The sequence below is a fragment of the Silvibacterium dinghuense genome, from assembly GCF_004123295.1.
In the GTDB taxonomy this organism is placed as follows: Bacteria; Acidobacteriota; Terriglobia; order Terriglobales; family Acidobacteriaceae; genus Silvibacterium; species Silvibacterium dinghuense.
Map to the genome: position 1 here is coordinate 555,421 of NZ_SDMK01000001.1, position 21,045 is coordinate 576,465.

General features: G+C 59.5%; 15 protein-coding genes. 2 read left to right on the forward strand and 13 right to left on the reverse strand.

Going from position 1 to position 21,045, the window contains the following annotated elements:
• Window positions 1–68: 68 nt before the first annotated feature.
• The 3 genes from ESZ00_RS02105 to ESZ00_RS02115 all read right to left on the reverse strand — a co-directional run bounded on the left by ESZ00_RS02105 (window position 69) and on the right by ESZ00_RS02115 (window position 4,270).
• On the reverse strand, window positions 69–1,391 hold the full coding sequence (locus ESZ00_RS02105) for a hypothetical protein (RefSeq protein WP_129206549.1): 1,323 nt from the start codon (window positions 1,389–1,391) through the stop codon (window positions 69–71).
• Between the two features lie 142 nt (window positions 1,392–1,533).
• A complete protein-coding gene (locus tag ESZ00_RS02110; protein WP_129206550.1) occupies window positions 1,534–2,775 on the reverse strand; it encodes a glycosyltransferase family 4 protein in 1,242 nt (413 codons plus the stop codon).
• Between the two features lie 142 nt (window positions 2,776–2,917).
• On the reverse strand, window positions 2,918–4,270 hold the full coding sequence (locus tag ESZ00_RS02115) for an O-antigen ligase family protein (protein WP_129206551.1): 1,353 nt from the start codon (window positions 4,268–4,270) through the stop codon (window positions 2,918–2,920).
• 498 nt (window positions 4,271–4,768) lie between these two features.
• Between ESZ00_RS02115 and ESZ00_RS02120 the strand changes: the two genes are divergently transcribed.
• Window positions 4,769–5,773, forward strand: a complete 1,005-nt coding sequence (locus tag ESZ00_RS02120) for a glycosyltransferase family 2 protein (RefSeq protein WP_129206552.1) — start codon at window positions 4,769–4,771, stop codon at window positions 5,771–5,773.
• 16 nt (window positions 5,774–5,789) lie between these two features.
• Window positions 5,790–6,395, forward strand: a complete 606-nt coding sequence (locus tag ESZ00_RS02125; protein WP_129206553.1) for an acyltransferase — start codon at window positions 5,790–5,792, stop codon at window positions 6,393–6,395.
• Window positions 6,396–6,409: 14 nt separating this feature from the next.
• On the opposite strand, the gene ESZ00_RS02130 is transcribed toward ESZ00_RS02125, so the two are convergent.
• The 10 genes from ESZ00_RS02130 to ESZ00_RS02175 form a co-directional block, all read right to left on the reverse strand.
• Window positions 6,410–7,342 (reverse strand): hypothetical protein, encoded by a 933-nt coding sequence (locus ESZ00_RS02130; RefSeq protein WP_129206554.1) that lies wholly within the window; start codon window positions 7,340–7,342, stop codon window positions 6,410–6,412.
• A 20-nt stretch (window positions 7,343–7,362) separates the two neighbouring features.
• A complete protein-coding gene (locus ESZ00_RS02135) occupies window positions 7,363–8,373 on the reverse strand; it encodes a hypothetical protein (protein WP_129206555.1) in 1,011 nt (336 codons plus the stop codon).
• Window positions 8,374–8,742: 369 nt separating this feature from the next.
• Window positions 8,743–12,441 carry a TonB-dependent receptor gene (locus ESZ00_RS02140; RefSeq protein ID WP_229740894.1) on the reverse strand — a complete coding sequence of 1,233 codons (3,699 nt, stop codon included), beginning with the start codon at window positions 12,439–12,441 and terminating at the stop codon, window positions 8,743–8,745.
• 272 nt (window positions 12,442–12,713) lie between these two features.
• On the reverse strand, window positions 12,714–13,490 hold the full coding sequence (locus ESZ00_RS02145; RefSeq protein ID WP_129206557.1) for a glucose 1-dehydrogenase: 777 nt from the start codon (window positions 13,488–13,490) through the stop codon (window positions 12,714–12,716).
• On the reverse strand, window positions 13,487–14,767 hold the full coding sequence (locus ESZ00_RS02150) for a tagaturonate epimerase family protein (RefSeq protein WP_129206558.1): 1,281 nt from the start codon (window positions 14,765–14,767) through the stop codon (window positions 13,487–13,489). The genes ESZ00_RS02145 and ESZ00_RS02150 overlap by 4 nt, the downstream gene beginning before the upstream one ends.
• 18 nt (window positions 14,768–14,785) lie before the next feature.
• Window positions 14,786–16,066, reverse strand: coding sequence for a nickel-dependent putative hexonate epimerase (locus tag ESZ00_RS02155; protein ID WP_129206559.1), 1,281 nt, complete (start codon window positions 16,064–16,066; stop codon window positions 14,786–14,788).
• The gene (locus ESZ00_RS02160) at window positions 16,063–17,367 is read right to left on the reverse strand and encodes an MFS transporter (protein WP_129206560.1); all 1,305 of its coding nucleotides are present in this window, start codon (window positions 17,365–17,367) and stop codon (window positions 16,063–16,065) included. Before ESZ00_RS02160 ends, ESZ00_RS02155 begins: the two co-directional genes overlap by 4 nt.
• A 22-nt stretch (window positions 17,368–17,389) precedes the next feature.
• A complete protein-coding gene (uxaC, locus tag ESZ00_RS02165) occupies window positions 17,390–18,778 on the reverse strand; it encodes a glucuronate isomerase (protein ID WP_129207870.1) in 1,389 nt (462 codons plus the stop codon).
• Window positions 18,779–19,063: 285 nt separating this feature from the next.
• Window positions 19,064–20,050 carry a transglutaminase family protein gene (locus ESZ00_RS02170; protein WP_373283882.1) on the reverse strand — a complete coding sequence of 329 codons (987 nt, stop codon included), beginning with the start codon at window positions 20,048–20,050 and terminating at the stop codon, window positions 19,064–19,066.
• Window positions 20,051–20,062: 12 nt separating this feature from the next.
• Window positions 20,063–21,025, reverse strand: coding sequence for an alpha-E domain-containing protein (locus ESZ00_RS02175; RefSeq protein WP_129206561.1), 963 nt, complete (start codon window positions 21,023–21,025; stop codon window positions 20,063–20,065).
• Window positions 21,026–21,045 lie beyond the last annotated feature (20 nt).

Consider the following 21,045-nt stretch of genomic DNA (forward strand, 5'->3'; position numbering starts at 1 on the left):
CGGTCTTCTCGGCAGCTACGTCCTATCTATATTCTCCCAACGACTGCCTCTTTGCCCTCGCCAGTCAATTACATGGAAGTTGCGCTCGAAGGATGCTCTTCGCTGCTCGCCAGCAAACGGCCTTGCATGATCTTCGCCACGCTGCCGACGGCGAAGACGCCGAGCAAAGGATCGCACGGAAAACGAAACCGGGGCTTTGCAATCGTCGCTGCCGAGCTCAAAATCACCAGCCCTAGAGCGGCGGCGGTAAGCCACGCAAGCGGATGCCTGCCATACAAGATCAATCCGAACGCACCCAGAATCATGACCGGCAGCAAGGCGTAACCCACCAGCCGGGCCAGCCTGCTCGAATGCAGCCCTTCGCTCTTGGGCTTCCCGATGGAGTCAAATACCGCCAGAGCGCGCAGGACAACCAGTTCGGCGTAGCGGCTGCGATGAACATGGATCCAATCCGCGGCCTGCTTCCGATCCGCATGATCGAGATAGACTTCGCCTTTCGCCCAGTCCTGCGGCAGCTCCACCCAGTTGCCGGAGCGCGGCGTGGCCCGATCATTTGCCCCCAGTTCCAGGTTGTAGCCCCCGTTGGTTGCCAGGGTGAAATCTCCAAGCATCCGTTGATTGCGCATCATCCAGGCCAGCGCGGGGGCAAGCCCGATAGCCAGTACGATGATGGCCATCCTCATGCGCTTTTTCAGAACAAGGATGACCGCGGCGAGAAAGGCGGCAGGAGCGAAGGTCGTGGTCGCGGCACCGGCAATGCCAAGAGCGACTCCAGCAGCGACAGCCCGGCTGATCCTGTTCTGCTCGATGCACTGCCAGCTATACCAGACACCAAGCGTCAACGCGGTCGTGGTCAGCACCGTGGGATATAACGTGATGCTGGCATAGGCGAGAGCCGGATGAAAGGCCGCGAGTGCTGCTGCAAGGTTCGCTGCGAGAGGGCTCAATCCCAACGCAAGGCCCAGGCGCGCGCAGACAAAGGGAAGAACTGCCAGCAACAATGCCTCCACGATTTCTACGAAGACGGCAGGATTGCTCCTCAGGACCACAGGAAGATGCTGCGTGAGGATAGGTGGAGTATGAGCGAGCACGCCGTAAACCAGCGCGACAAGCACGGGCTGCCCTGGAGCGCGATAGGCCGTGAAATATGTTTTGTCCACCACAACAGGCTTGCCGTCGTGCATCGTCACGGCATAGAGGCCGTCCTTAAAACCCATTCCCTGCGAAAGGTGCAGACCAATGGTGTGATAATCCTCTTCGTCGAAAAAACGCTCGTGGTGAAGCGTTCCGGCGATCAGCGCCAGGCGCAGCAACGTCCCCAGAATGGCCAGGATCAATGGCCAGCGGTGATTTCGAGCCCAGGCAAGGCAGGATGCAGTCGACAATTTCACAGGCACGCTCTTTCACAATGCGAATCGACAACGTGACAGCACTTCATTCCATCAGGCTGTCGCTCTTGCCGGTCAGTCCGTGCTTCAAACGGTCAATATTTTCGGGGGCTATAACAATTATGGCGGAAGCATGCGGGCTTCGCTACCGCGGAGTCGCCACAGCCCGCTGGTAAATCTCCAGGATGCGGTCGATCTTCTTCTGCCAATCAAAGTGCTGCTCGACACGCTGCCTGCCCTTTGCACCAAGCTGGTCGCGCAGCTCAGGCTGTGCAATCAGCTGGCGCATGGCCTCGGCAAATCCTTGAACGACAGCCTCCCGGCTGGAAGGATCGACGAGAAAGCCACAGGAGCGATCAAGATAATCGGCCGGACCTCCCCATCTTGTCGCGATCACCGGAACCCCGCTGGCCATGGCCTCGAGCACCACTGCGCCCCCGCACTCATAGATGCTCGGCAACACCAGCGCCAGGGAAGAGTGGAGAAAGGGCGCACATTCGGACTGCGGAAGCCAACCGGTAAAGGTCACGCGATCCATGATGCCGAGTTTTTCCGCAAAGTGCTGCCACGCGGTACGCATGGCGCCATCCCCGATGACGATCAGCTCGCCTTCCGGCACGCGGCTGAGCGCTTCGATGGCCATGTCCAGCCCCTTCCAATCGACAAGGCGGCCGATAAACGCGAAGCGGGCTTTGCGCGGCTCCTCCACCTGTGCGCCACGGCCTTCGTTGGCCGACCAGGTTTGCAGATGAACACCATTCTCCTGCAGCGTGATGACCTGTCCGCGCACCCCGGCGGGCAGAGCAAGGCGGGTGCGCTCATTCGCCACCAGAAGAAGCTCAGCCCTGGTCTTACCCGGGAGCCATGCATGGACGAAGTTCGACAGATGGCGGCCCAGATCGATTGCAACTCGCGTGAACGCCGATTCCTCGTGCCGGAATGCGGCCGGGTAATCCATGCCTCCGTTCATCGGACCGATCACGACGCGCGCGCCGAGACCATACATCAGCGAGGGAAAGCGCGGCGAGACCGGTATCGGCTGATGCACCACGTCGATGGACTCATTGGCAACGAGATCACGCACGATACGGCGCGCCAGGTACTGCGTAGTCAGCTGGCTCAGCAGCCCGATGCTTGCCTCAGAAATACGCCGCGGAAGAAAGCGGCTGAGACGAAACAGCAGCTTGTGAAACCATGCATCCTCAACGAAGCGGATGCGGTCGTGATCCTGCGGAAAGACCGACAGCAGCTCCGGCCGGGTGCGCGCATGCACCACCAACCACGTATCGATATTGCGGGCACGAAGACCCGCGAAAAAGTGGAGCGGCAGGACCGCTTCTCCTCCGAATTGATACGAAGCGTGCTCGGCGACAATACAGACGCGCATGATTTCCCGGACGGCTCCAGACTCTCAGTACAGAAATTTGCTTCCGGGGGAGTGAAGAAATGGATGTTCCCGAGTCCTGCTTCGTGCTCATCCGGTGTTCAGGATAACCCGAACAGCAGCCAATCTCCTTACACGCGAAGACTCATGCAAATACACGCCGGAACTTGAAGCGTTCAGAGGAAGCAGGCGGCAATGCTGGCATCCCGCCCTGCTGTGTCTGGCGTAGAGACTGGCTCCAGCCCAGAAGCAGGAAGAAGAGCGGGTAGCTTTGCCCCCCCATATATACCGTGGTGAGGGCAAGCATCAGACCCGCGATGGTTCCTCCCAGGCAGAAATAGAAATAGATGTCATAGGTGAGTGTCGCTCTGCGGATCGCCACGATGATGGCAATCCCGGCCTCCAGAATCAGCAGGAGAAAACATGCGTAGCCTAATTCTCCCTGCGTAATCCGGATGAATAGAAACTCGTTATCGATGGAGTTCATGCCACCGACTTTGGGCCACGCAATGACGCCATAGCCGAACAAGCCTCCCTTTTCGATGATCGGCTTGTATTCATCCAGCAGCAGCCGCCGATAGATCGCATTTTCCTGCTCGATATCCTTCGCATCCCACAGCGTTCCGGAGGTGTACTGGTCCGCCTTGATGTAGCCCACGGTCCCGCCCACCACACAAATCAGCAGGGTAATGATGGCGGACCGGCGCAGATTCTTGGCGCGTCCGATGCGGGAGAGGAGGAAGGCCAGAAGTGCGCCCAGCCATGGTCCGCGAGAGTTTGTCATGACGAGACCGGCCAGAATGCCCAGCGTCACGATGACCGATCGCCGCACCCCGAAATACTTGCGATCGTTCCCCCGCTGCTTCTCCACAAATCCGAGCCACAGGCTGAAGATCACGCCGATCGATAACACCATGCCGGCCAGGATGGCCGCCAGGTACGGTCCGGACGCGCGCGTCAGGCCGCCGCGGATCTGCGCAAGCCATGGCCGCTGGTCGGGAAAGAATACGCCGACGGTCCGGGTAAATACATTGATGCCGAGCCTGTATTCGGGTGCGCAGAGGATTCCAACGATGAAAAGAAGGATGACCATGCGTCGAATCGCCTGTTCCCGCATTCCATCCTCTTCCAACAGCAGCCGGCCGATCAGATAGGGCATGATGGCCGACGCCAATGCTCCAAAGAGCACCAACCCGGCATTGGGAGCGCCCGTGTTGCTGAGTTCCGAATAGTAGATTCCACCGACAAAGCACACCAGCCAGATATCGGCGCGGCGCACCTGCCGCATTTGCCCATAGCGGAACATGAGCGCAAGCCCGATCGGAAAGATCGCCATGTCGACAAAGGTGAGCGAGGGCAGGTGCGGAAGGCGCAGCGAATAAAACGGCGGGATGAGAAGCAATACCGGGAGATAAACATCGAGGACAGCGCGCCGGATGGAGTGCTGCCGCATGACTACGATGGACGCGACCAGCGCAAACAATACGATTATCTGCATCGGCGGCTTCTATGACGGAATGCGCTCGGGCGCAGCTGGCAGCAGCGCATTCTCCCGTATTTCGTGGATAGGAAAGGATGCAGGCATTCCAGCCGGAGATGTGCGCAGACGGGCTGACCAGGCAAATGCTTCAAGTGTCCGACGAAGAACCCTCTCCAGATGACCTCATCCTTCCTCATGCATGACAACTTGAGCGAGGGCTCCGCGGTCCTTTTCTCCCATACCAGTTTAGTAACGATTCCGGGAGATTCCTCTGCCCGTGCCGAAATTATACTCATGCCCACTTCCGGTTTGGCTTAACCTCCACGGCTGGCTCTTATCCCCTTTTGGCCTGCAAAGAGAGTGGAAACAGAGCTTCAGCCAGGGTCATCCACTCGTCAGGCTTCCCGTAAACCGTGGCCAGAGAGCCACGCTTGAACTGCTACACTCCGGACAGGAATATATAGAGAGACCAGCCGCCACCCCTGAGCGGCGCATGTTCCAGAGAGCGACTGACAGATGGTACCGCTGACCTCGCAGCCTTCCGCCCCCGATGTATCGATTCTGATTGTCTCCTTCAACACCCGGGATGTGTTGCGGGAGTGTCTGCAATCCATCGAGCGGGAGTCCGGCGGCCTTCGGGTCGAGGTCTCGATCGTGGACAACCACTCTTCCGATGGATCGCCCGAGATGATCGAGCGGGAGTTCCCCGGGGTGCGCCTCATGCGCAGCCAGACGAATCTCGGTTTTGGCGCGGCCAACAATGCTGCGCTCGAAGGCTGCACGGGACGGTATATCGTCCTGCTCAACTCGGACGCTTTTCTCTGCCCGGATGCGCTGCGCCTGGCCGTGAAGCACATGGATGAAAATCCGCAGGTAGGCCTGGGCGGCGGCCGGCTGGTGGGGCGCGACTTCTCGTGGCAGCCCTCGGCGCGCATGTTCCCGGGAATTCTCAGCGACCTCAGCGTGATGACCGGCCTCGCCGGCCGCTATCCGAAGTCCAGAATCTTCGGCTATTTCGATCGCACCTGGGCCGACCAGTCGCTTCCCAGCGAAGTGGACTGGGTGCCGGGAGCATTCTCGATCATCCGCGCCGACCTTCTTACCAGGATCGGATTCTTCGACCCCGCGTTCTTCCTCTACAGCGAAGAGGTCGACCTCTGCCGGCGCATCCAGGCGGCGCGCTACCGGATCTGGTATTGGCCGGACATTACCGTCATTCACATCGGCGGCGAATCGTCCCGTCAGGTGAAGTCGCTCGAGATGTCTACCACCGGAGCGCAATTGGTTCTCTGGCGCATGCGCAGCACCCTGCTCTACTACCGCAAGCACCACGGAAGCAAGGCATGGCTTGCCAGGATGCTGGAACTGACCCTGTATCGCCTCACCGCGTTGCGTAACTCGTTCAGCAAAGATCCGCGGCGCGTGGCGCGCGCCCAGAACTCCCGGAATCAGGCTCGCCTTATGCACCAGGCCTGGCAGGATACGAAGGGCGGCCGTGTCTCGCCGCCGCGGCCATGGTAAGCTTCCGGAGCATCGCATGAAACGTGCCCTCAAGATCCTGCTCGGCGCGCCTCTGGCTGCCTGGCTGCGAGTGACCCGGCCACTGCGCATTCACCTGCAGCGCATCTACGCTTACGCCTCTCTCGCAGCGGAGCTCTCCCATCCGTTGCCCGCCTCCGCGGTTCTGCTCGGCAGAATCCATGTCTACGGCACGCGCAATATCGAAATCGGCGAGGACGTCCTGCTCTATCCCGATATCCATCTCGAGACCCAGGGCAGCGCGACGATTCGCATTGGCAAGGGGTGCGTCATCTCCCGCGGCGCGCACATCGTCGCCATGGCCGAGGTCACCATCGGCTCCGGAACCCTTATCGGCGAATATGCCGGCATCCGCGACGCCAACCATCAGCGCAGCGAAGACGCCAGCATCCGCGACGCGGGACACACGGCCCGCCCGATTCATATCGGCAGCCAGGTCTGGATCGGGCGCGGTGTCACGGTCCTCGGCGGAGTGACGATCGGAGATGAAGCGACGGTGGGAGCCAATGCCGTTGTCACCCGTGATGTGCAGGCTAGAACCGTGGCGGTGGGCATTCCTGCGGCTCCGATCGCATCGAGAAAGAGCACCGGCGAAAACGGGTGAATCGGCGGCCAGGTCTAACGACCAAAGATGTGGTGAACAAACGAGCGCACGTAACCGACAAGATCCTGGGGATGCTGTTCCGCTCTTTTCTTATGCTTAGCGGTAGGCTCCTGCGATTCCGCAACAGCGGTTGTATTCTCCGCAGCCGATGGAGGCATATTTGAGGCAGGTGCGCCGGCGGATGCCACCTCTCCCTTCGCCTCTGACGCATGGGAAACCAGCGAAGCGGCATACCGCTCCACGGGAGAGGCTACGGAATCGCTCACTGGGGAGTGATTCGCCGCAGTCGTCAATTCCGCATCGCAGCCGCACCCCTCTGTCGAGGTCTCCATCTTCCCTTCAGAGAAACGTGCGCTTCGGTCGTCGCCGGAATACTGAAACGCATCGCCTCCGATCAGCGAGGTCACGCGAAAATAGGATCCCGGCTGAGAGTTTCCTTGCAGGCAAAGATCTCCATGCCGGTTCATGGCCACCTGCAGCAGCCCCACATCACCAGTGCGCGTAGCGCTGGTCAATTCCACGCGCCAGTCCGGCGTGATAACCTGGTCGCCCATCTTGAGGGGGAACGCCTCTTCCGTGCCTCCCGCCTGAAAGGCCAGCATCATCCCGGCATTCGCATCGGCGGTGAGAATCTGCAGCTGGGAGCGCGGGCACAATCTCATCGACCCGCCTCGCTCGAGCTTCACTTCCATGCTCTCCGTCATCGATTCCACGCGCGCGCCGTTGTAGAGCAGGAAGCGGTTTCCGCTCACCCGCACTGTCCCGCTGATCATGCCGTCCGGCCCGGTGAGGTTCGCAACCGGTATCCCTTCCGCTTCGAAGGCTCCGGAGGCGGGACGGAACGTGGTCAGCAGGACAGCGCCGAGCAGGACGCCGGAGATTCCCAGCCTCCAGGCCAGACCGCCGTAGCTGCGTCTGCGCTGCTCCTGCTCACTGACACGATCCATATCTTCCTCCTTCGCTCTACTCAAGCCCCGAGCCTTGGTCCCTGTTCAAACCAGCGCGCCAGATCCTGAGCCACCTGGCGCAGACGCTCCCATTCGATGTCCACACGGTCGAGGCGCTCTTCGAGGAAATCTGCTGCCGGCGGAGCCGCAGCTTCGGGCCGCACACCTGGAGGCGCGGCAAGGCGGGACAGCGCGTGAGACTTCTGCTGATCGAACCAGGCTTCGATCTCGTGACCGGTACTCTCGATCCCAGCCCAGGACTCGTTCAGCAACCGCAGATATTCGCGAAAGCTGCCGCTTGCGGATGCCGGATGCGGCGCAGGCTCAACGTCGACCACAGTAGAAACGGGATGAGATGGTCCTGCTTCAGGAGCAACGGCGAGGGGATGAGCAGGGACGGTCATTTCGGTGATCTCCATCTGTCGGTACGTAGCATCTACGGAGGCTGGGACTGGAGCTGAAATCTCCGCTCCGACGGCGAGGCTTCCATCCGCAGCGGTCTTGGCCGACTCAAGCCCGAGGAAGCTCTGCCTGCGCAGATGCGCATCCTCTTCTTCCCCGAACGATTCTTCCGCGGTCAGCTCGTGTTCGGCCTGGATATGGTGCGCGGCAAGCGCCGGCAGGCTAAAGACAAAGAGCAATCCGGCAATGTCCGCAAGGGGCACTGCCACCGGAACCTGGTGCGCAAGCGGACCATTCGTGAGCAGCCCATAAAGCAGCGCCACCACCGCTACCGAGCCGGTAACCGCCACAAACCAGGGCAGCACAGGCCGGCGCAGGCCAACCCGCCGCCGCTCGACCAGGCCCCATGTCGCGACAATGAGCCACAGGCCAAGGAACCCCCATAGAAAAAGCCATGTGCTGTGCAGACGTTCGCGCAACGATGCCAGCAAAAACCGTACTTGTTCCAGGGATAAGACTTCGCTACTCTGCGATCCATGAAGTCCGGGCTGCGTGCCGTGCGTCAGAACAAGCAGACAGAATGCCGCCAGAACTAACGTCAGGTAGCAGAGCGAACGCGAAATCACCATCTCTCCCGATCTCTCCAACTCCATATACCCGCCTTCCGACACTCCGGCCTGAAGACTGCATATTGGACCGGGGGTTATCGAAAAACACACCGGCTGCAGTCAGGAAATAAGAAACGGGCTATCGCATGGAGTGCATTGTGCCCGCTCTGTTGAGCATCGGCAAAGAAGACCAGATAGGGCAGTACACTTTCGTAATGATTGCATGGACACCAGCAATTTCCGCTGCTTTTCTTATAAATATTTGCCGGGAGAGAAATACGTAGTTAGTACATGAAACGAATGCAACAACAAGTTATTTCATCACTTAAGAAAAGAGAACGCCGGGACTTAATAAGTCCCGGCGTTCTCTTTTCAAACAGCAGAATAAAGTTAGAAATCGTAACGCAGTGAGAACTGCATGCGGCGCGGACTACTGAGTAGCGTACTGGCCACACCCAGCGAGCCTCCCGTCAGACCCGTTTGAATGCTTTGCGGATCGAAGCGAACTGTGTTGGTGACGTTGTAGACTTCCCAGGCAAACTTCAGGCTGCCATAATCAGCCAACTTCCAAGCCTTATTCAGACCCGAATCAATGTCGAAGTAGCCATCTCCACGGAAATTGTTGCGCTCACCAGCTTCGCCAGGATAGGGCAGGCGCATCGGCGATCCAGTCGAGACACCATTGTTGATGGCATCCGGATCGTCGAAGAACTGCGGCTCGCCATTTTCGTCGAAGTGACGGCGCATCTTGATGGGAGCGGTCACGACAGCGTAACTCTCCTGCTGCCAGTTCGTTGTAAACCCGGGCTCATAAAAGGAAAAGGGCAAGCCGCTGGTCGCACGGGCAATTCCCGAAAACTGCCAACCGCCAATGAAAATATTCGTCAGCGTATCTGCATTGCCTCCGATCAGCTTGCCTCGGCCAAACGGCATTTCGTACACCCAGTCAACGGTGAGCAGATGTGTTGTATCAAAATCCGAGACGCCGCGATTCAGATACGGCTTCCAAGTGTTGAGAATACTGCCACGTGAGGACAAATTGCCGCTGAATTCCGTGTTCCGCTCGGCATCCGATCCCATATCAATCGAGCGCGAATATGTGTAGCTGATATCAGCCTGCAGGCCGTGTGTCATCGGATGACGCAATGTAACCTGGCCCGAGTTGTAGTAGCTCATGCCGATCGTCGAGAGTGCATAGAGCGAGGAAAACTGCGGCTGCCAGAACTTCGACTGATAACCGGCTGGACAGGTATAGATGCAATAGTAGTCGATGTCGGAAAGCGAAGTTGTCGCACCGAGATTCGCACGATAGGGCGCCCACTCATTGGTGTAGATCGCCTGCGTCGCGCTCTCCCCTGGATAGTCAATGCCTGCCATGAACGGGAAGACATCCTCAAAGTACTGGATGGTTGGCACGGTTGCGTCCGCATTTCCGCCGTTCACATCCACAAGATGCGAGAGCTTGGAACCAGCAGCAAAATAATCACCGGCGCCCTGTGGATCGACATAATCAACCGGCTCGGCAAGGTCCAGGCTGCTCAGCAGGTGCCGGCCAAGCCGGCCGACATAGCCGGTTTCGAGCGTCCAGCCTGCCGGCAACTGACGCTGCACAGAGAGATTGAATGCCTCCGAATACGGCGTCTTCAGCCGGTTATCCAGCCCCCAGGTGATCGCAAAGCCCGCGTCCGGACACGCCGGAGGAGTGAACGGAAATGCTACCGTCGACGGCGCGGTACAGTTTGTGAAGGGTATGGTGTTCCGTCCGATAAATCGCGGCGACGTCTCGTAGCCGTAAGTGGCGGCAGGATCGGTGATCGAACTGCTCACGCCAAACGAACCGTTCTGCGAGAAAATGTTGACCAACGACTCACCAAAGTGATCGTAATAAATGCCGGCGCCAAGACGGATAGAGGTTTTTGCATCCGGCGCATAGGCCAGCGCAAAGCGCGGGGCAAAGTTGTCCTTGGACTTCGGCCAGTAACCAGGCCTATGGTAATAAGGACCGGTCGGCACAAACACCAGGTTCGGCTCATAGATCTGCCCGGACTGGGCTTCGGCTTCGCGCTCCTGATACCAGGCATGCGTGTCAATGGTCGGCGCCACTTCCTGGCCGCTGGTCTCCCATGGCGTCTGCAAAATAGTGTGCCGCAGGCCGAAGGTCAGCATCAGCCTGGGGGTTACTTGCCAGGAGTCCTGGAGATAATATTCAAATTCGTTTGCCTTGTAATGACGATCGACAAATGCACCATCTGAGAGCAGGGTTCCGGAAGTGGAGCTCGTGAGGTTGTAGTTGTAGTTATTCGTCACCGAAGGGACAGTGCCAAGCAGATTGGCATAGGCGATGCCATACGAATTCTGAAAACCAGAGTCGACCGAGTCGACTCCTGGCGCGCTGCCGCCCAGCCAGTATGGGTTCGTGCTTCCTCCATTGAAGGAGTTCGCGTCCGTCGAGAAATTCTGATGCACGAGCCTCCAGGTACCACCCAGCTGGATATTGTGCTTGCCCTTGCTCCAGCTCAGGGTATCGACAATGCTGTTGACCGGCGTGGAGGTAATTGTGCTTCGCGTCTCAGCGGTAGGTGTCGCCAGGAAACGGAAGTCGACGTAATCTTCTTCCCCAACCCCCAAGTTGCCGTAACCCTGCCGGACATACGCATAGCGCAGGTCATTCACGATGCTGGGTGAGATCGTCCAGGTGTCGCCGGCTGCAATGCCCTTATTGTTCTGCACCAGTACCGAAGAAGCACCCTGGCCCGGGAACTGTTCCGTTCCGTCAGTCGTGTCTTTCTGCAGATTTCCGCGGACAAAGACACGGTGTCTCTGACCCGGCGTGAAATCGATCTTGGCAATCATCGTATTCAGACTGACAGGGTTGGGCGAGGAGAAGGTATACGAGCCGCTGTTGTATCCGTCACCCTCGGTAAAGCCGTTCGCCGCAGGCATGGACTGAAGGTACTTCAAAGCATAGGGGTCCGGGCCGGGCCCCCATGGGCAGACGCTGTTCACCGTACAAGCTGCATCGAGCGTGGCCACCTGAGCCGAGGTCAGCGTGACCGCACTGCCGTTCGAAACATAGGTGAGTAACCCCTGCTGATAGGACGAGGTCGGATCGGTCTGTGTGACCTGCGCGTTCTCCGCAATGCGCTCGCCTTCATAGTTCCCAAAGAAGAAGAGTTTGTCCTTAAGAACAGGGCCGCCAAGATCGGCACCAAAGATGTTGCGCAACAGCTTGCCAGGGACATTCGGTTCGCCGCTCGAAAGCTCAGCCTGCTTATTGAACCAGTCATTGGCGACGGTGTTCGTCGGCCGGTAGTACTCATACGCCGCACCATGAAATTTGTTCGTGCCGGCCTTGGTGACCATGCTCACCTGCGCGCCGGAAGAACGCCCCGAATCAGCATTTGCACCACCAGTTGTTACGCGGAACTCTTCGACAGAATCCTGTGTTTCACGCAGCACGCCCTGAAAGGCAAATCCGCTCACCTGGTCGTTATTATCGAGGCCATCGAGCGTGATGTTTCCCTGGTCCGAACGGCCACCATTGACCGAGCCGCTTCGACTATCGGTCGTCAGCGAGTTGCTCGCGGTGGGCCCCAGGTAAAGCACGCCCGGTTGCAGTGAAAGGAGATCCGGCACATTGCGCGTTTCGCTGGGCAGCGCCTGGATGGTGGCGTTGTTCATCGAGTTGCCGATGGAGGCATCGCTGGTGTTCAGCGTCTGCGCCTCGCCGCTCACGTTCACCACCACGTTCGAGGACTGCACAGTCACGGCGAAGTTGATCGTGGCAGGCTGATTCACCAGCAACTCCGCAGACTTTGTCTGGTTGCCGAAGCCAGCCGCGGCCACGGTGATCGTGTATTTCGCCGGAGGCAACTGCTGCAGCTGATACTCACCCGCACCATTCGACGTGGCCGAAGCGGTGAACCCGGTGGAGGAGTTACTCAGGGTAATCGTGGCGCCAGGAACTACGGCACCGCTGGGGTCCTTCACCACGCCGCGAAGCGAGGTGGTTGCATTCTGAGCAAAGGCGCCAACCACTCCGAAAAGCACAAGCGCAACCTGCAATAAGCACAAACAGCGTCTGGTCACAGAACCTCCACAGCAAAAGGTACAGATGGTCGCTCCCTGCTCCGGGCAAGGTCGCGAAGTCAGCTTGAATTCCAGCTTTGAAGCGGTGAGAAACGAGCCGGGCAGCGCTCGCAAGAGCTTCATTCTGTGACAGAGGAGTAACGAATGCAACAAAAAAGCGTACAAAAATGGACACTAGGGAAGGTTTTTTGCCGCACAAAGCGATAGGGCTGCCGAAGCAGCCCTATCGCAGAAGAAATACTTATTGTCCGGATAACTCTTACTGATCGGCGCTACTGATTTACGCCGCTGGCGAGGAATCCGCCATCGACGACCAGCACCTGTCCGCTGACGAATGAGGCCGCATCGGACGAGAGATAGACGGCAGCGCCGACGACCTCTTCCGTTTTACCGAAGCGCCCCATCGGCGTGCGCATCAGCAGTTCCTTGCCGCGCGGCGTGTTATCGAGCAGGTCGGAGTTGAGCGCAGTGCGGAAGACACCCGGCGCGATGGCGTTGACCACCACACCCTTCTTCGACCACTCAACGGCCAGCGAACGGGTAAGCGAAGCGACCGCAGCCTTGCTGGCTGCATAAGCGGCAACCTCACTCAGCGCAACAAAGGTATTCAGCGAGGCGATGTTCACGATACGACCAGATCCACGCTCGAGCATGTGGCGGCCGAAGATCTGGCAGGCACGCAGCGTACCTGTCAGGTTCGTGTCGACAATGGCCGTCCACTCAGTCTCGTCGAAGTCGAGGGTCGGAGCGCGCTTGATGCGCCCGGCGCAGTTAACGAGGATATCGACCTTTCCGAAGGCCGCGAGCGTTGCGTCCAGCAGCTTCTGCAGCGAGGCACGATCGGCCACATCTGAGGGCTGACGCAGCGTCTTGCGTCCGCGCGCTTCAATCTCGGCGGCTGCTGCTTCCACCTGCTCGGCACGCCGCGCCGAAGCCACGACATCGGCGCCGGCATCGGCGAGGCCCAGGCTGATCGCCAGGCCGAGGCCCGAGGTTCCGCCCACTACGACTGCGGTCTTGCCTTCCAGACTAAGAATGGAACTGCTCATGCCGTATGCTCCGATCCGCTCTTCTGCTTGCCGCCCAGAAATACAGGAACGATGTGCCGATCGAAGATATTCTCGGTCACGTTCTTCGCGATGATCTCCTCGTTCGACTCGAGCAGATCGAGATACCGGCTTCCCTTCTTCGCCGCGATCTTGAAGCCGACGTGCAGAAGCTGGCGCAGATTGGGGTTGTAGTTCGGTGAGCTCTGATCGTGACGCAAAGCGGAGGTGAACTCATCCGAGCTCCAGCCGTTGACTACCTCGGGCGCAGGCAGGCCGTCGGGATGGATATCGATCACTGTGGCGTAGGGCACGCAAAGCTCTTCCCGATGCGCATAGGCATCAGCGTAAATCTGCTTCGCCAGCGCGAGGCCGTCGCCGCCTGCTTCGGCCAGGCCGATCAGCTCTTCGAGCCAGGTGGTGCCGGCGGTCTTCAAGTGCACACCGGTATCGAAGCGCTTCATGCAGCGATGAATTGCCGGATAGATGGAGAACTTGTCGCTGCCTGAGTGCACGCTGAGCTTCAGGTTCTTCGGCAGGCCATACTGCGCAACCGCGTGACGGATCGCAGCCATGTCGAGCGCCATCTCGCGCTCGAACTGCTCTACATCTCCGACATATTCGACACCCTTGTTGAAGCGGCCACTGAACTTCGGCGCGATGGTCTGGATAGGAATTTTCTCATCGGCGACGGCCGCAAGGATGATGAGCAGTTCGAGCGGCGACTGCGCGGCATCGGTCTCGTCCATCGATATCTCGGGGATGAAATTGCCGGCCCCCTTCACGCTCTCGATCTTGCGATAGACCTTGCCCGCTTCCTGCACGGCGAAGAGGAACTTTGCCGCGGTCGCTCGGAGCAACTCCGGAGTGATCTCGAAGCTCTCATCCACGCCCTCGAGCTTGATCTTGCCCAGAAGCTCACTGTGATGCGAGACGAAGGCATCGATGCTCGCCTGCTCGGCCGGCTTGCCGATGTAATCGGCCACATCGATGGTGTAGAAGTCGCAGGGAGCGAGGAAGCGGTCTACCGTGGCAATCGTGATGTGATCGGCATCGCAATGGTAGGGCTTCGTCCATCCCAATGCCTTCACCGCGGCGTCCACCGCAGCCCGCGTCTGTGAGGGCTCGGACCCAATAATCGTGTGCTCGCGATTTGACTTATTCCAGACAGGAATGACTTCCACGCCCGCCTTTGCCGCGAGAATGCAGGCCTGCAGCTGCGCCTTCGCTTGATGCGCGAACCGATCTCCGACGCCTACGGAATATTTACTCAGCTCCACTTCGCTTCCCTTTCCTGGTTACGATCCATTTGAAAAACGTCCCCGGTAGGCCCACAGACCGAGGCCGGGATTACTGATGTAGAAAATCTTTTCGCCATCGACGAGGTTGTAGCCGTCCTGCAGCTTCTCGGGGTCATAGCGTTTGGTCATCGTTGCGAGATCGCTGTATTGGAAGCCGACGCCTTCGATCTCCTCACGTGTGAGCTTGCCCGGGCACCAGGTGATGCGGAAGCGTCCTTCCGACGAACCATGGATGAGGTGTGCTGCCGCGCTCAGATCGCCGGCAAGATCGGCATGCTGCTCCACGGCCGCGAGCGTATTCGGCGTACCGCGATAGCCATACTTGCGGATCAGCTTATCGATGGTCGGGTCCTCACCGAACTCGCGCACGTTCGGCGCGAGGATGATCAGCTCGGCATCATCGGCCAGCGCCATGCGCGTGCGATAGACTGCCTTGTTGCCCAGCCACGTGCTGTGGAACTCGTGTGGTTCGAGATAGACGACGGCTTTCTGGATCGGCTCATCGAGCATCTCAAAGTTCACCTTGAGGCTGAGATCGGCTGCAAGGTGGAAGCACTCCACGTCATCGCCGACGAAAAGGCCGCGCAGCGCAAGCGCGCCGTCGGACTTGCGCCCGACGACCGTGAGCACATAGACGATGGGAATGTCTTTGAGGAAGTGATCGGCCCCGTAGTTCAGCACGGCGCGGACAGGATTATTCGCGCGCCCCATGATGCGCTCCATCCCGTAGACCGCGCCGAGATAATGGCTGCGATTGATGCCGTCCACGCCGCCTGCGCCGACAAGAATGTTCTTGTTGTAATTGGCCATGCCGATGACTTCATGCGGCACCACCTGTCCGATCGAGAGCACCAGATCGAAGCCGCCGCGCGAGATCAGCTTGTTGACCTGGGCCGGATACTCGTAGCGCAGCTTGCCTTCCGAGACTTCATAGATAAAGTCTTCAGGCACAATGCCCATGGTCTCGACGTCGGTGCGCCAGTTGTGCACGCGGAAGAACGAGTGCGGCACATCGCCGAACATACGTGTCAGCTGCTCGGGCGTCATGGCTGTATGCGTGCCAAGCGCAGGCAGGATCGCTTCCATCTGCGAGCCGTAGTACTGCCAGGCCATCTGTGTCAGCTCACCGGCGCGGGAGTGATAGCGGGTCAGGTCCGGCGGCACTGCTAGGACACGCTTGCGCACGCCCAGCTTCCCCAACGCTTCGAAGACCATCGAGCGGATCTGCTCCGGCGTAAAGTCACTCTCCGGCGTGCCTGTTGCAAGATAAAGACTCATACTGCAAACTCCGCGCGGCGCAGCTTCGGCGCCAACAGGTTGATCACCACCAGCGCCAACAGATACACGCTGGATGCGATGACAAAGAGCACACTATAGTTCTGCGTTTTCTGGAGGACGTGTCCGGTGAAGTTGGCCAGCAGCACGCCGCCTACCGAGCCGGCCATGCCGCCGATGCCGACCACGGCACCAACCGCCTGACGCGGGAACATGTCCGATGCCGTCGTAAACAGGTTCGCCGACCAGCCCTGATGCGCTCCCGCCGCGATGCCCAGCAGCGCAATCGCTGCCCACTCCGAGTGCAGGCTGCCGATGGTGAACACAGGAACAACCAGCAGTGCGCAGAAACCCATCGCTGCGAGGCGCGAGACCTCCGGCGAGAAGCCCAGCTTACGGAAAGGCGCAGGCAACCATCCGCCGCCGATGCTGCCGATCGCAGACATGTTGTAGACGAGGATCAGCGGCAACCCCAGGTGCGAGAGGTCCAGATGGTACTTCGTACTGAAGTATGACGGCAGCCAGAAGAGATAAAACCACCAGATGGGATCGGTAAGAAACTTGCCGAGCGCGAAGGCCCATGTCTGCCGGTAGCCGAGCAGCCGCAGCCACGGCACCGAAGGCCCCATCTGCTGCGCTGCTTCCTGATAGATATAGCGCAGCTCAGAACCGGTGAGCGTAGGGTGATCGGCGGGCTTGCGATAGTTTTTGAACCACCACAGAATCCACAGCATGCTGAAGATTCCGGTGGCGAGGAAGGCGGCACGCCAACCGAAACGCAGCGTGATCCATGGGACTACCAGGGGCGCAAGAATCGCGCCTACATTCGCTCCGGAATTGAAGATGCCCGTGGCCAGAGAGCGCTCGCCCTGCGGAAACCACTCAGCCACCGTCTTGATGGCCGCGGGAAAATTGCCTGACTCGCCGAGACCGAGGCAGAATCGCGCAACACCGAACTCCATTGCGGAACTGGCCAGCGCGTGACCCATCGCCGAAAGGCTCCAGACGCCCATGACCAGCATGTAACCGATGCGCGTGCCGATCTTATCGACGATACGTCCGGCCAATATCAGTCCAAGCGCATAGGCCACCTGGAAGGCGTCCACGATATAGGCGTAATTGAGCTCGGTCAGTCCAATCTTTACCGCCAGTGTCGGCTTGAGCAGCGCGATCACCTGGCGATCCATGTAGTTGATCGACGTGGCGAAGAACAGCATCGCGCAGATGGTCCATCGCACCCGTCCCCGGTTCGCCTCGCTGGCATCCGCCAGCGGATCTGCCGGAAGTTTATCGATCGAGCTCATTCACACCTTCCCATCGCACAGGTTAGAGGCGATATGCCTGCCGCACCAGGTTATAGGTGAGATCGCGCGCAACGGCAAAGGCCTCATCCTGATCCAGACGATGCTCGGCCACCAGCCGCGCAAGGTAGGCGCAATCCGTACGACGGGCGACATCGTGCCGCGCCGGAATCGACAGGAAGGCGCGCGTGTCGTCGTTGAAGCCCACCGTGTTGTAGAAGCCCGCGGTCTCGGTTGCCATCTCGCGGAAGCGCAACATGCCCTCCGGGCTGTCATGGAACCACCACGGCGGCCCCAGCCGCAGGCAGGGGTAATGCCCGGCAAGCGGCGCCAGTTCCCGGCTGTAGGTGGACTCGTCCAGCGTGAAGAGAATCATGCGGAATCCGGGCTCGTTGCCATAAAGACCGAGCAACGGCTTCAGCGCGTGCACGTAATCGGTGGCCATCGGAATATCTGCCCCGGTATCGCGGCCGTACTTCTCGAAGATCTTGCGGTTGTGATTGCGCGAGCTGCCTGGATGCAGCTGCATCACGAGACCATCTTCGACGCTCATACGCGCCATCTCGGTCAGCATCTGCGCGCGGAAGAGTTCCTGGCTGACCGCATCGGCATTCGGTCCGAGAATCTTTGCGAATAGCTCGGCCGCAGCCGCGGGCGAGAGATCAGCCGTCTGTGCCGTCGGATGACCGTGATCGGTGGCCGTCGCACCAAGCGCCTTGAAGCGGGCACGCGACTTCTCGAGCGCGCGGAGGTAGCCATTCCAGGTGCCGGTGTCCTCCCCAGTCAGCTCACCAAGCCGGCGGATGTTGTCATGGAAGCCGGCGAAATCCGGATCGACGACTGGATCGGGGCGGAAGGTCGGAATGATGCGGCCGCCCCATCCGGAATCACGGATGGCCTGATGATCGGCCAGCGAGTCCAGAGGCGAATCGGTGGTCGCCAGCACTTCAATGCGGAACTTCTCAAAAAGCGCACGGGGAAGGAATTCCGGAGAGCGCAGCTTCTCGTCGATCACGTCGTAATAGAAGTCCGCTGTCTGCTCGGAGAACCGCTCGGTCAGACCAAAGAGCTCCTGGAACTCATAATCGAGCCACATCCGCGTCGGCGTACCGCGAAACAGATAGTAATGACGTGCAAAAATCCGCCACACTTCGCGGGGATTCTTGATCTCCGGCACCCCGATCTCCAGCGCATCGAGCGAAACGCCCTGGCTGTAAAGCATCCGGTAGACATAATGGTCCGGCTGTACGAAGAGCTTGGCCGGGTTCGGAAAAGGCTCGTTGTGCGCAAACCATCCCGCCTGGGTATGCCCGTGGGGGCTCACAATCGGCAGATCAACAATGCTGGCATACAATTCCCGCGCAATCCTGCGGGCGTGGGAATCGGAAGGAAAGAGACGATCCGGATGAATCAAAGCCACGCTTGTACTCCCCTAGAGCGGTTCGACCAGTGCTGCTGGACAACACCATCCAGAGCCAACGAGGTCTGACCACCAAACTATATCCGAAGAGGCTCGCACTCGGATAGCTGGCCGCAAAAAAATCATAGATGCCGATGAATCGTATGTGCCGGAGACTCTTCCCCAGACGGCGGCATTGTACGCCATGGCGCACGCGGCAGGGGAGGGCGGCGGACAGACAGGAAACGGCAACGCGCCGAGCGGGCGCATGAATCCGTGGGAAATCCTGGGATTTTCTGCCTACTGCTGCTGTTGTGCCTGCTGCAACTGCAACAATGGCTCTGCCGGCGGTGGTGGAGGAGCCTGCGCTTTTTCCACCAGCATCGACCAATCCTCAGGGATGGGCATCTCCTGATCCAGCGCCGGCGGCCGCGCCGAAGCCGTCACCTGCACCGCGACAAAGAGGTCGCTCGAGGTCCGTCCACGAAAGACTCCTTTTGTCGGAGGCACATCGGCATAGTCGCGACCCAGAGCGGTACGGATATGCCGGTCACCGGCGACCAGGGCATTCGTCGGATCGAAGCCCACCCATCCCAGATGAGGCAGCAGCGCCTCCACCCAGGCATGCGTGGCGTCAGAGAGAGAGCGATCGCGATTGTGCTTGTCGTGATACAGGTAGCCGCTCACATAGCGGCATGGAATGCCCATCTGCCGCACGAGCGCGATCATGATGTGCGCGAAGTCCTGGCAGACGCCCTGGCGAGAGGCAAGCGCCTCGTCGATCGGCGAATCCACACGCGTGGTGCGCGGAGAATAGCTGAACGTGTCATATAGGCGATCATTCAGCTCGCGCAACAGCATCATCGGATCATCGCGCCGGCACGCGCCAACCTCTTTTGCAAGCCGCTCCAGCAGAGGGGCAGGCCGCGCAAACTCGCTTGGCAGCAGCATCTCCCAGTAATCGCCCTCGGCGACCATCGCATCGAGCTCCGCCCACGCATCCGGCGCGAGGAAGGAAGGGATATCGGCCAGCGGCTGGTATTCGACCAGCGATTCGGCAACGGCAACCAGCTGTCCATGCTGGCCGGGGATGTCGAAGTGATGAATGTTGTTGCTCAGATGATCACGATAGGAGAAAACGCGGCAGCGCGGGCTGACCGAGAGCGAAAAGCTGAGGCAGCGCTGATTGCTGTCGCTGCGTGGGTGCATGCGCACCTCCATCACGCTCTCGCTCACATCGCTGCTGTAGACAAACTTGGTCAGGTGCCGGATGGAATAAAACAGCATGATGGTCTCTCCTTACATGGCCAGCGCGGTCTGCACCGAATACTGGATGTAGACCTCGTAGATGAGGTTATGCACCTGGCGGCACTCTTCCACGATCCTCCGCATATAGCGGCCGGGATCATGCTCGAGGATCTCCCCAATCTGCGCATAGGCAAGCGATGATTTCAGCTTTCCGGCAACGCGCATCAATTCGGTTGCATGCAGGCCGCGCCCTTCATTCCGGATTGCCTCCAGCGACTGGTTCAGCCGCTCGACGGAGTAACGGATCGAGTGCGGAAATTCGGAGTCGAGCAGGAGAAATTCGATGATCTGCTCATACGTCAGATCGGCGGTGTACACCTTGCAGTAGGCCTCGAATGCCGTACAGGTGCGCAGCAGCCCGATCCACTCCAGGTATTCGTAGGCGGCAAGCGTGTCGTCGGTCCGCGAAAAGACATCGCGATGATAAACGTCGAGCAGATTCGCAGTAGCGGATGCCCGTTCGAGAAAGCGCCCTACCTGCAGGAATTGCCATCCCTCGCCATGACTCGATGTGGTATCGGTGACCCCTTGAAACAGATGCACGCCGTCGATCAGAGCGGGGAGAAACTCGGCCAGCTGCATCTCCGACGGGGAAGACGGCTTCAGGCGCGTAATCTCATGAAAGAGCCGGTTCACGCGCTGCCACTGCTCGCTGCTGATCTCCTCGCGTATCTGCCGCGCATTCTCGCGTGCAGCGAAGACGCAGGTCATCACCGATCCTGGAAGTGTGCCGTCAAAACACAGTTTATAGACCAGGGAGTAGACATCCGTCGTGGCCTCGATCTCCGTCGGCATGCCCAGCGCGGCCAGCACGCGCTGCCAGCGCCGCTCCGCGCTCACCTGCGACTTATCTAGGATCAGACCGAGGTTGATATCCACCATGCGCGCAGTATGTTCGGCGCGCTCCAGGTAGCGGCTGGTCCAGTAAAGACTATCTGCCACACGAGAAAGCAAATATTACTCCTGCTGTTACG

Bases quoted from the DNA above. Each gene is read 5' to 3' on its own strand.
- ESZ00_RS02160 (WP_129206560.1), bottom strand. From the start codon at position 17,367: ATGAGCTCGATCGATAAACTTCCGGCAGATCCGCTGGCGGATGCCAGC.
- ESZ00_RS02135 (WP_129206555.1), bottom strand. From the start codon at position 8,373: ATGGTGATTTCGCGTTCGCTCTGCTACCTGACGTTAGTTCTGGCGGCA.
- ESZ00_RS02155 (WP_129206559.1), bottom strand. From the start codon at position 16,066: ATGAGTCTTTATCTTGCAACAGGCACGCCGGAGAGTGACTTTACGCCG.
- ESZ00_RS02145 (WP_129206557.1), bottom strand. From the start codon at position 13,490: ATGAGCAGTTCCATTCTTAGTCTGGAAGGCAAGACCGCAGTCGTAGTG.
- ESZ00_RS02170 (WP_373283882.1), bottom strand. From the start codon at position 20,050: ATGCTGTTTTATTCCATCCGGCACCTGACCAAGTTTGTCTACAGCAGC.
- ESZ00_RS02130 (WP_129206554.1), bottom strand. From the start codon at position 7,342: ATGGATCGTGTCAGTGAGCAGGAGCAGCGCAGACGCAGCTACGGCGGT.
- ESZ00_RS02120 (WP_129206552.1), top strand. From the start codon at position 4,769: ATGGTACCGCTGACCTCGCAGCCTTCCGCCCCCGATGTATCGATTCTG.
- ESZ00_RS02115 (WP_129206551.1), bottom strand. From the start codon at position 4,270: ATGCAGATAATCGTATTGTTTGCGCTGGTCGCGTCCATCGTAGTCATG.
- ESZ00_RS02125 (WP_129206553.1), top strand. From the start codon at position 5,790: ATGAAACGTGCCCTCAAGATCCTGCTCGGCGCGCCTCTGGCTGCCTGG.
- ESZ00_RS02110 (WP_129206550.1), bottom strand. From the start codon at position 2,775: ATGCGCGTCTGTATTGTCGCCGAGCACGCTTCGTATCAATTCGGAGGA.